Origin of the sequence: Pseudomonas sp. UBA4194 (assembly GCF_002379585.1) — a bacterium.
Classification (GTDB): domain Bacteria; phylum Pseudomonadota; class Gammaproteobacteria; order Pseudomonadales; family Pseudomonadaceae; genus Aquipseudomonas.
In genome coordinates, this window is record NZ_DFUE01000076.1 from 70451 (window position 1) to 82908 (window position 12458).

3 protein-coding genes are annotated in these 12458 nt (G+C 61.5%); all 3 read left to right on the forward strand.

All coding sequences use genetic code 11. The features are described 5' to 3' along the window. Window positions 1-195: 195 nt before the first annotated feature. Entirely contained in the window at window positions 196-3681 is a 3486-nt protein-coding gene (locus tag B3397_RS18690) for a Tc toxin subunit A (protein ID WP_296252971.1), read from the forward strand. A 130-nt stretch (window positions 3682-3811) separates the two neighbouring features. Beyond that, the gene (locus B3397_RS18695) at window positions 3812-8569 is read left to right on the forward strand and encodes a neuraminidase-like domain-containing protein (protein ID WP_296252974.1); all 4758 of its coding nucleotides are present in this window, start codon (window positions 3812-3814) and stop codon (window positions 8567-8569) included. Between the two features lie 181 nt (window positions 8570-8750). Next, a complete protein-coding gene (locus B3397_RS18700) occupies window positions 8751-12290 on the forward strand; it encodes a Tc toxin subunit A (RefSeq protein ID WP_296252976.1) in 3540 nt (1179 codons plus the stop codon). Window positions 12291-12458 lie beyond the last annotated feature (168 nt).

The window sequence follows — 12458 nt, forward strand, 5'->3', positions numbered from 1 at the left end:
AGCCTAGCTGCTGTTTGTAACCAACGCCCCTTGGCAGACGCCAGGCCCCGTCCTGCAAGGGCTGCGCGACCGATAGAGTCGCCGCCATACACCCAAATGAATGCCCTGCCTACCTATCAGTTCTACGGATTACTCCCCCTGCCCAGCGCCCTTTAAAACATCACACCTCAATTGCTCAACACGTGATGTGCAACCATGACTACCCTTGAAAATTCTACCAATCCGCTGTTCGACAACCTGGTACCGGCCACCCCGGCCACCCGTTCCTCTACACGGCTGAGCTTCGCCGACGCCATGCCACGCATGGGCATGCGCTCGGTGTTCGACATCATCCGCCAGCCCAAGCAGGCGTTCACCCGCCAACTGCGCACCCTGAGCGACGCCGACGGCGAGATGGCCTATGAAAACGCCATGTGCTACGCCACTCAGATCGCCCGCAGCTTTCGCGACGATGTGGTTTCCTCCGGTCGCAGCATCGCTCAGACCAGCCAGCGCAGCGGCGTAAGGGCCCTGGTCGATATCGGCCCCAGCTACCCTAACCTGTTCCGTGAAAACTGGGACGAGTTCTGCAAGGTCGGCGCCATCGAAGCCATGGACGGCCCGGTGGCCTACCTCGGCTCGCTGCGCCGTTTCGCCGAGCGCGAGATCGAGGACAACGCCGACGGCCAGACCAATATCACCCTGGCCATCCGCCGCCCGGACCTGGACGCGCTGGTGATCGACGAACGCAGCACCTACCAGCCGGTGCCGATGCTGGATCTGGTCAACGATGTGTTGACCCAGGGCATCGACAAGTACCAGAAGGAAAAAAATGACGTCCGGCCGATCCACACCCTGCTGGCCGAGAAGAAGCACCCGTTCGTGTTTCCTTATCACTTTGCGCATCAGCAGGTCAGCCTGGCACTCGGTGGCGACAAGCCCGGTCTGGGGCAACTCAACTATCGCCTCAGCGTAACGCCTGGGGGCAAAGACTGCGCGTACGGTGAAATCCTGCAGCCGGCAGCCAACGCGCTGCTTTCGATGACCGGTGTGAACCCAAGTCTGCAAAAACTGCTGCTGGCGCCCACGCTGTTCAGTCATTTCTATGTGGGCGTAGCAACGTTGCTGGGGAATAAGTGGTTCCACGCTACCGATACCGAGTCCATGCGACCGCAACCCCACTACAGCACCGGATTTCTGCTTGCGCCCCAGGACGGGTTGGAGTCTGCCCTGCCGCCTGCCACAAACCTGGCCTGGGCGGACGCCACGGGTACGACTGTCGCACGCCTTGTTTCCGATAGTCATTCCGGCCTGCCGACCAAGACCCTATCCCTGAGCCTCTCCTCGCTACCGGGTCCGTCCGGAAGCGCGCGCCCTATGCACAACACGGTTTACAACGCGGGTTCGATCTACAAAACCCTGAGGATTGGTTACCAGGGTAGCGAATCAGACTTGGAAGAAGCCGCCGGTCGCTGCTGGGAACTGTCGGTCGATGCACGAACCTGGGGGGATATCGAGGACTTCCGGCCAAGCCACAGGCACGCCGCGCAATGGCGCATGACCTTCACCGCCGATCACGACTACACGCTGCGACCCGAAGAGTGCGCATTTTTTGCGGCGCACTATGGCATAGAGTTCACGCACGCCTCACTCAACCCACTGACTGCCCTCGAGACGTTCCTGCAAGCCACCGATCTGAACAGCGAACAGATCGAAGCGTTGCTGGCAGTCAAGACGTGCGCGCCTATCAAGTCGGCCCATTTTATCCCGAGCAGCCGCGGAGCCCTCGGTGGTCAAGGCGTCAAACCCTACCCTCAGCCCAACCACTACGGTGCAGGCTACGTCAACGGCGTGGGCGGCAGCGACCCGGGTACACGTGATTACGACTTCAGGGCCAATGCCATGGACCTGGTCCAGGACGCGGGGACCCGGAAATGGCACCTGACCAATACCAGCCTGGAGCGCTTCGACCGCCTGCAGCGCATGATCCGCCTGCACAAGAGCACCGGCCTCTCTTATGCCGACCTCGACACGCTGTTGGTCAGCGCCATGCGCAGCGAAGGCGACGCTAATGCGGGAATGGAGCTCAACACCAACTCCATGCGGGTGCTGGGCACGTTCCGTTACTTCAGCCAGCACTATCAGATCAATGCGCAAGAGTTTGCCGCGTTCGTGTATCACCTGACCCCGTGCGCCACGGTGGGCCAGGTGCCACTGCTGGATAAGGTCTTCAACACCTCGGTGCTCTTCGATCAACCTCTGGTCATCGACAACGTTGCATTCAGCCTGAGCAGTGGCGACCCGACCGAGCAGAGAACCGTGGCGCAGATCTGCGCGAGCCTCAGGGTCCAGCCCGGCGAGGAACTGGAGCGCATGGCCGCAGATACCCTGACAGCGGTGACTCCACTCAAGCGCTCTCTGGCCGTCTTGTCCTCGTTCTATCGTCAGGCCCGCATCGCGCAGATGTTCGGCCTGTCGGTGACAGACTGCTGGGAGCTGACCGATCTGCTGGGCGGCAGCGCCTATCGCAGCCTGATCGCCAGTGGCCGTCTGAAAGCGTTGGACGCCGCCGGCAAAGACGTTCTGGACGTCCTCATGGAGCTGGATTGGGCCGTCAACTGGCTCAAGGCCAACAAACTGAACGTGTCGCAGTTGCGCGCCCTGCTGATCAATTCACCCGAGGCAGTAACGCAACAGCTGCTTGATCGTCTGCAACAGCTATCAACGGACGCCCACGCGCAGCGAGTCACACCCGCATCGATCAAGGCCCTGGCGCTGCCAGTCACCGACCAGGCAGGCAGACTCATCGACTGGGTCGCCAAGCTACAGCCCTCCGCAGTGCTGGACGCCAATGGCTTGGTACCGGAGTGCACGCTGACGCTGGTCGACACCACCCAGGAGCAACTCCAGCAGGCCGTGACCACGCTGATCGGCGATCTGGATCTGCACGACGAAGTGCGAGCCCATGCCACCGACATGCTCGCCGACTTCCTGGTCAACGCCGCCACCGCCCAGGCGCGTCTGAGCGAAGCCTGCCTGCAGGAACTGACCGGTCTGCTGCCGGAGTTGGCCCTGTTGGCAGCAAGGAGCACGGCGCTGACACCCCACGGCTTGTTGCTCGCCGCCCTACAAGCCTGGCCGAACGGGCAGCCGGTCGAAGCCAACATCACGGCCTTGGGTCAACAGATCGGCAAGGTGCTGCTGATGGCCCAGACCTTGAAGTGGTCCCACACCGGCGCCCGCGCTTTGCGCACGTTCGTGGTCAAGCCGAGCTGGCTGGGCAGTGTCGGCTTGTGGCCGCAAAGCCTGCACAGTCTGCATCTGCTCAAGTCCTACGACACTCTGTTCAACACCCTGGGCCAACCGGAAGAGCGACTGTTGGACTATCTGGAACAGGCCAACACCAGCGTCTCCAAACGGCCCGGCAAACGGCAGCTGGCGCTGCAGAGCCAGGCCTGCAATGCCGACCTCGCCAGCCTGCTGGGCTGGAGCGAAACCGAGGTGGCGGTGCTCACCGCGCTGTTGCCCCAAGGCATCGCCAAGACCGTAGCGCATGTGGACTGGCTGCGTCGTGCCCAGGCACTGGCACTGGAAACCGGCTTGAGCACGGCAACCCTGGTGCAAGCCTGCGCGCTGACCGCGGATAGCCCGGAAGCCGATTGGCAGGCGGTAGGCCAAGCGGCAATCGCCGCGGCCATTTGATGCACTGAAGTGTATCAGGGCGGGCCCCTTCGCAGGCAGGCGTACGCCACCTGCAGGAGCGGGCTTGCCCGCGAAAGGGACCGCCCAGACACGCAAAACCCATTAACACCCAACAACGGAAACCCAAACCATGACCATTGCAGCCTCTCTCAACGAAAGCTTTCGCGACGCCCTCGTCGCCTACTACCTGGGCGAAGTCGTGCCCAACGATGCCACCCTGAACAGCCTGGGTCTGACCGGAAAACTTAAAACCGAAAACGACCTCTACGAATTCCTGCTGCTCGACACCCAAGTCACCCAGGCCGTGGAAACCAGCCCTGTGGCCAGCGCCATCGCCAGCCTGCAGCAGTACATCAACGGCGCCCTGCTGGGCATGGAACCTGGCTACAACGACTGTCGCTTCAACGACAAGGTCGTTGCCGAATGGCGTGACCAGCGCGCCCAGTACCCGCTGTGGGCCGCCAACCAGCAACTGGCCTGGTACCCCTCGCTGTACATCGACCCGTCGCTGCGCATGAAGAAATCCAGCTACTTCCAGCAGCTGGAAAACGACATCAACCAGAACCGCATCACCCTGGACACTACTCAAGAGGCGGTGCAGGCGTACCTGGCCAGTTTCGAGGAAGTGGCCAACCTGACCATCATCAACGGCTACATCGATTCCACCGACTTCACCACCGGCACCTACTTCTTCATCGGCAAGTCCCGGGCCGAAAACGCGTACTACTGGCGATCCGTGGACATGAACGCGCGCAGCTATGTGTCGCGTACCTCCGGACCGAAGAAAGATAACCCACAACCCGGTGCCTGGTCGGACTGGAAGAGGGCCAACCTGCCCATTTCCGATTCAGCCATCGAGCACACCATCCGGCCTGTGTATTTCAACAATCGGCTGTTCGTGACCTGGGTGGAGCGCGTGGACAATGTTGAACTGGTGAATGACGCCAGCACCGATGACCCCGCCATGCCCCAGACCAGTGCCAAGCTGCGTTTGAACCTGACGTACAAGAAATACGACGACAGCTGGAGTGCCCCGCAGTGCTACATCGAGGTAGATGCTGACCCTGCCGCGATGACCGATGATGGCCTGCCGGATATCAACAGTTTTGCCGTGGTGGATTTGTCGACCTCGCCAGAAGCGCTGCTGATGGCCATGCATGGTGGCTACACCAAAGCAGATGCCCCGGACGGCGCGGCCGATAAGTACCGCATGCTCAAGTGCCTGAAGCTGGACAAGAACTTCAATGCCCTGCCGCTATACCCTGCACGAGGCGTGGCAGACAATGGGCAGGATACCGGTCCAAACCGGCCGATGGTGCTGCGCGCTGCCCGCCTGTTCGGCTATTCCAACGCCGGGTGTTTCCAGTTCCCGATCACCAAGGCCGCTATTTCGATTCGATCCGCCAGAAACCTTGATCCAAATCCCGACAGCACCGGCGTCAACGGCTGGAACCATGCTGGATGGCAGGGGCGGATCGCGGCGAGTGAAAGCGGCGAAGGCGTGGCGTTTGATCCGCAGACCAACCGTCTGACCGTCAGAACCGAAGTGAGCCAGGCCTTCACGGCACCTACCGGTACCCTGACCACCTTGACCCTGACCGCTACAGGTGTCGACAACTATGTTATTTCGATCACCCTTCCTACCGATGAGGGTTCCAGCGAGTTCGCTCGTATCACCGGCCCTTCCACTTTCAAGGCCACCAGTGGCAAGTTCAAGAGCAATGGTGACTTTCGTGTGGGCACGATGCTACGCGGCTCTCCGCATAGATGGCTTTTCAACAACTCAGGAGGTAGTTTTGATTCCACTGTGACACTGAATGTCTCCGGTGGTAGTGCCAACCTGGTAGGCAAGTACGTCAACATGTGGCTCATACGTGACTTCATGGCGAAGTTGGAGAGCGGCGAGACCTCAAGCCTGACGTTCTATCTGTACCCTGGATCGCCCGAGCACATCACCACTCGTAATGTCTGTACGTACGCAACGCCTGTCACGCGCTATCAGCAATTCCTGGCGCGCCCTTCGTCGATGATGAATGCAACGCCCCCAAACATCAGCCAGAAAATCGATCTGAAGCTCGCCGCTACACCATTGCTGGAACTGGATCCACTACAGCACACGCAGTCAGTGAGCATCCCGATCGACCCAGAGACGCTCCGTCCGGCGTGGTCGGCGACCTGGCCCGACAACGACCCCAGCTTCACCGTTATCCATGGCGTGCTGGTAACCCAGGCAGCCGGTACCGCCGTGAGCATCAAAGGCCATTGCGCCAGGGCCATAAAGATCGAACTGCAGAGCGCTTCCAGCGACGATGGTCTGCGGTCGCCGAAAATCTCCACGTTCACCAGTTCAACGCTCGGCACCGCTGAGTTCATCGACTTCACCGGCTCGAGCATTGCCGAAAACGATACGGGCGATGCCGACCGCCAGCCGATTCGAATGAACACCCTGTTTGCACGCAACCTGGTCGAACACGCCAACGTAGCGCTCGAGAAGCTGCTCTCCTGGGAGACGCAGCTGCTGCCGGAGCCCGGCCTGGGAGAAGGCAAAGCCGACGAGGTGATGGACTTCCTGGGCGCCAATGGCCTGTATTTCTGGGAGCTGTTCTTCCACCTGCCGTTTCTGGTCAGCCACCGCTTCAATGCCGAGCAGCAATTCAGCGAGGCGGACAAATGGTTGAGCTTCATCTTCGACCCGACTCGCCGTGGCGATGGCGATCGCCCTGATTACTGGAGCGTGGTGCCTCTGAAGGAAGCCAGTACCGGTCGTCAAATGGCCACGCAAGCCCCCACCGACCCGGACGGCATCGCCAGCGACAATCCAGTGCATTACCGTAAGGCGGTCTACAACCACTACATCAAGAACCTGCTGGATCGCGGCGATGCAGCCTACCGGCAACTGACCCCCGACGCGCTGAACGAAGCCAAGCTGTGGTACGTACGCGCCCTGGACCTGCTGGGTCCACGTCCGGACAAACGCCTGGTCAGCAGCTGGGAGCCGACCACCCTGAAAACCCTGTCCGACTCGATCAACTGGAAGCTGAGGGCGTTCGAAGATCGCCTCAACGAGCAGGAAAAACTCGTCAAGGAAAGCGCGCAAGCCAACGATGGCCAGTCGCTGATCATCTTCGAGCAACCACCGCTGATACTGATGCACGCCGGTGATGATTCCAGCGTTCCTGAGCTCGACAGCAGCCACTTCCGTACAGCCATGAACCGCGAACTGGTACAGAACTGGAACACCGCCGAGGCGCGGCTGCGCAATTTGCGCAACAACCGCACCCTGGATGGCAAGCCGTTGCAGTTGCCGTTGTTTGCCCCGCCACTGGACCCGCGCGCATTGATGTCGGCCTATGGCAGCGGTGCTGCCGGCGGCGGCCTCGGTCGCCTGTTGGGCCAGGAAATTCCGCACTACCGCTTCAGCGTCATGCACAGCCGTGCCAGCAATGCCGCGGAAAGCCTGATCCAGTTCGGCAGTACGCTACTGTCGTTGCTGGAGCGTAAAGAAAACGCTCAGTTGCAGGAAATGCAACAGCAGCAAGCGTGGGACATGGCTCAACAGGCCATTACGTTGCAGCAGTTGGTGCAGCGCGTCGAAGATGAAAGTCGCAAGGCGTTGCTGGCCAGTCGTGCCATCGCCGAGAGCCGTGTGGCGTACTACGGCAAGTTGGCCGACGAAGTGGTCAGCGCAGGTGAAGAGTCAGCCGGTTCGCTGCACCTTCAAGGTCGTATTGCCGAGGGCGTGGCGGCGGTAGCGCAGGCTACCGGCCAAGCCGTGATCGTGCCTCCCAACGCCGCAGGTGGCGGTGGCGGTGCTATCGCTGGCATGTCCAATGGCGTGATCGCTGTCGCCTCTACCGGCGGCTGGCGCCTTGAGGGTGTACCCGGCATTGCTGCGGCCGTCGCACAGGGTGCGGCGACAGCGTTTCACGGTGCCGCCGAGGCCTTGGACCGCACCGAGCAGTACCGCCGTCGCCATCAGGAATGGATGCACGCCGAAGAGCAGGCCCAGCGCGAGATCGAGCAGATCGATGCGCAGCTTGCCGTCCACGACGCCCAGGCCTTGGTCACCGCCGAGCAACTGCGCCAGGCAGAAATGCTGGTGGAGCAGGCAGCCATCACCTACCAGTTCCTCAGCAAGCGCTTCACCAACGCGCAACTGTACCAGTGGCTCAATGGCCAGTTCGCGACTTTCTACTACCAAGCCTACGACACCACCCTGTCGCTGTGCCTGGCAGCCGAGGCCTGCTGGCAGTACGAGATTGCCGACCGCAAGACCCGCTTCATCCAGCCAGGGGCGTGGAAGGACAGCTACCGCGGCCTGACTGCCGGTGAGTCGCTGAAACTCAACCTGATGAAAATGGAAGCGGCCTATCTGCAGCGCAATGCGCGGCAACTGGAGATCACCAAGACGGTATCGGTGCGACGTCTGTTGGAAGAGGGGGGCAAGTCCTGGGCAGACGCGGTCCGCGATCTTGGCCAGAACAGTGGCCTGGAGATCAAGCTGGAGCAGAGCTTGTTCGACCGCGACTACCTTGGCCAGTACCAGCGCCGCATCAAGCGCGTCAGCGTGACGCTGCCTGCCGTCCTGGGCGCGTACGAGGACGTGGCGGCAGTGCTGACCCAGACCTACAGCAAGGTGGAGATGGGCGAGACAGCGGGTGATGACGTCTGGGACAACATGCGTGCCAGCCAGCAGATCGCGCTGTCCAGCGGCATGGATGACGATGGCATGTTCACCCTGAACTTCGATGACGAGCGCTACCTGCCGTTCGAGGGCACGGGTGCGGTGTCGAACTGGAACCTGCGGTTCTCCCGCCATACCCCTGAGCTGTTGGCGTCGCTGAACGATGTGATCGTGCGGGTCAGCTACACCGCGAAATCGGCCTAAACCCCGCCAGACCCATCGCGGGCACAGCCCGCTCCCACATGGGCGTCTCCGTCCGCCAGAGATCCCTGTGGGAGCGGGTTCTACCCGCGATGAGGCCATCGGCAACCCCTTAAAACTTCACTCACCCTCTGCCCATCCAGCAGAGGGTGAATGTCTGCACCCTTTTTTCGAGATAAACAGCATGACCATCCACGAACAACCCATGATCGATACCCCTACCGACCTGCAAGTCCCCAATGAATCCGAGACTATCCTGGACCTAGAACCACCAGCCGAACCCAACCCACTGTTTCGCAACCTCACCCCCGAGCTGCCAGCAACCCGCGACCTGGGCCGCCTGAGCTTCGCCGACGCCATGCCACGCATGGGCATGCGCTCGGTGTTCGACATCATCCGCCAGCCCAAGCAGGCCTTCACCCGCCAACTGCGCACCCTGAGCGACGCCGACGGCGAGATGGCCTATGAAAACGCCATGTGCTACGCCACTCAGATCGCCCGCAGCTTTCGCGACGATGTGGTTTCCTCCGGTCGCAGCATCGCTCAGACCAGCCAGCGCAGCGGCGTACGGGCCCTGGTCGATATCGGCCCCAGCTACCCCAACCTGTTCCGTGAAAACTGGGACGAGTTCTGCAAGGTCGGCGCCATCGAAGCCATGGACGGGCCGGTGGCCTACCTCGGCTCGCTGCGCCGTTTCGCCGAACGCGAGATCGAGGACAACGCCGACGGCCAGACCAATATCACCCTGGCCATCCGCCGCCCGGACCTGGACGCGCTGGTGATCGACGAACGCAGCACCTACCAGCCGGTGCCGATGCTGGATCTGGTCAACGATGTGTTGACCCAGGGCATCGACAAGTACCAGAAGGAAAAAAATGACGTCCGGCCGATCCACACCCTGCTGGCCGAGAAGAAGCACCCGTTCGTGTTTCCTTATCACTTTGCGCATCAGCAGGCGACGCTGGCGCTGGCTGCCGAAAAGCCTGGGTTGGGTGTCATCAACCACCGGCTGGCCACTGCGGTACCCTTCACCAAACCCAACGCCAACACCTACACGAGCACCGCCGCCCAGCACCTGCTTACAGGCCTGAGCCCCGCGCAGCAGAAACTGCTCACCGCACCGAGCCTGTTCCCCACCTTCACCGTCGGTGCCCTGGAGCTGGACCGCTCGCGCGACCCGGCAGCGGTATGGATTTCCCCTACCTTCAGCACCCTCTATCCCCATGCACAGCACCGCATCCACCTGGTGGTGCCTAACCAGCCCGGTGTTACCTGCACCCCGGCGGCCACAAGCTCCACCAGCACCAATTCAGGTCCTACGTTGATCGAGCTGAAGCTCAGCGGTACCGCTGGCGACAAGACCATCAAGCTGGATGCCTACCTGAGCGTGGAAACCGCTACCCGATACCCGGTCAACTATGTTCACGCCTCACAGTCCGGCGGCAGCCGTCTTCATCTGTATTTCGACCCGGCCAAGAATACCGGCGTGGAGCTGTCAGGCGACTACGCGGCGACATTCAGCATCGACATCCGCACCAACCAAATGCAACAGCTGATCATCAGCCAATGGCGCATCCATATCGATCTGGCTGAAGTCCCGCAATTCTCTACGACTCAGCAAGACTACCTGCTCGCCCACCTGGGCATGCGCGAAGCCACGCCTGAAAACCTGCAAATGGCAGACGCCAAACGCTTCTGCGATCAGACCGGCATCGACAGCGAGCAGCTGGAAGCCCTGATTGGTCGCAAAAGCGGACGTATCGCCGTATCGCCAAACTGGCGGTCCGATCACAGCACAGCAGCCGATGCCAATCCTGTTCGACGCCTGCCCTACCCGTCACATTTTGGCGCCAGCTATGTCAACGGCAACGGCGCCAAGGATTGGCTCACCGGGGAGGACCAAGGCTACGACAACGCCATGGATCTGGTTCAATTGCCAGGTAGCCAGAACTGGATCATCAGCAACCTTTCCCCCGATCGCCTGGACCGCATGCAACGCATGGTTCGTCTGCAAAAATGGCTGGATGTACCCTTCGATCAGCTCGACACACTGGTAATGGCCGCCATTCGTGGTGAGTTCAGTCGCAACCCCCGACGTGAGTTGAACGCCAACACGCTGCGGGCGCTGGGTGTGTTCCGCCACCTCCAGCAGCAACATGGTATTGGGGCAGAGGAATTTGCCGCATTCATGGACGGGCTCAATCCCTTTTGCACGTCGCAAAACGTTTCGCTGTTCGATCGAGTGTTCAATAGCCCTGTGCGTTTTGATGAAGCACTGGTGCTCGACGGTCGGCCTTTCAGTCTGCCCGCTCAAGATACAGGCACGCAGAAACTGGTCGAGCAGTTGCGCGCCGGATTGCAAGTATCAGAGCGCGAACTGACATTGATGGCTAACAACCTCGCCACGCTGACGCCAACGGCGCGCTCCTCATTGGTGATGGGCGGTCTGTTCCGGCAAGCCAGGATCGCCGCAATGTTTGGCCTGAGTGTGACGGACTGCAGTGCACTGCTGAAGCTGCTAGGCCCTGTCATGCACGAGATGCGCCTGGGCAGAGGTGAGCTTGCGCCACGCAGCGTCGCGCCTGCCGCGCAGGAAGCCGACATCCTCGACATCCTGATGGAACTGGACTGGGCAGTTCGCTGGTTGAAAGACAACAAACTCAGCGTGCAGGAATTGCACGCACTGCTCTCTGCTTTTGTCGAGCCGCTTACCGCGAATATGTTTACCCGTCTGCAAAAGCTATCGACGGACGCCCACGCGCAGCGGGTCACACCCGCATCGATCAAGGCCCTGGCGCTGCCAGTCACCGACCAGGCAGGCAGACTCATCGACTGGGTCGCCAAGCTACAGCCTTCCGCAGTGCTGGACGCCAATGGCTTGGTACCGGAGTGCACGCTGACGCTGGTCGACACCACCCAGGAGCAACTCCAGCAGGCCGTGACCACGCTGATCGGCGATCTGGATCTGCACGACGAAGTGCGAGCCCAGGCCATCGACATGCTCGCCGACTTCCTGGTCAACGCCGCCACCGCCCAGGCGCGTCTGAGCGAAGCCTGCCTGCAGGAACTGACCGGCCTGCTGCCGGAGTTGGCCCTGTTGGCAGCAAGGAGCACGGCGCTGACACCCCACGGCTTGTTGCTCGCCGCCCTACAAGCCTGGCCGAACGGGCAGCCGGTCGAAGCCAAGATCACGGCCTTGGGTCAACAGATCGGCAAGGTGCTGCTGATGGCCCAGACCTTGAAGTGGTCCCACACCGGCGCTCGCGCTTTGCGCACGTTCGTGGTCAAGCCGAGCTGGCTGGGCAGTGCCGGCTTGTGGCCGCAAAGCCTGCACAGTCTGCATCTGCTCAAGGCCTACGACACCCTGTTCAACACCCTGGGCCAACCGGAAGAGCGACTGTTGGACTATCTGGAACAGGCCAACACCAGCGTCTCCAAACGGCCCGGCAAGCGGCAGCTGGCGGTGCAGAGCCAGGCCTGCAATGCCGACCTCGCCAGCCTGCTGGGCTGGAGTGAAACCGAGGTGGCGGTGCTCACCGCGCTGTTGCCCCAAGGCATCGCCAAGACCGTAGCGCATGTGGACTGGCTGCGTCGTGCCCAGGCAGTGGCACTGGAAACCGGCTTGAGCACGGCAACCCTGGTGCAAGCCTGCGCGCTGACTGCGGATAGCCCGGAAGCCGATTGGCAGGCGGTAGGCCAAGCGGCAATGGCGGCGGCCGTTTGATGCACTGAAGTGTGTCGGGGCGGGCCCGCGAAGAGGAGCGCCCCGACACCCCATCTCCAGCAAAACCACAAATCCCCCCTCCCGCCTACCTATCACTTCTATGGATAGCCGACCTGGCGGGCGGCGGGGACACTTCGATCCTATCCATCCGTTCAGCGATCACTCTTC

Excerpts from the sequence above, each read along its gene's own strand:
- B3397_RS18695 (WP_296252974.1), top strand. The coding sequence starts at position 3,812 with ATGACCATTGCAGCCTCTCTCAACGAAAGCTTTCGCGACGCCCTCGTC.
- B3397_RS18700 (WP_296252976.1), top strand. The coding sequence starts at position 8,751 with ATGACCATCCACGAACAACCCATGATCGATACCCCTACCGACCTGCAA.
- B3397_RS18690 (WP_296252971.1), top strand. The coding sequence starts at position 196 with ATGACTACCCTTGAAAATTCTACCAATCCGCTGTTCGACAACCTGGTA.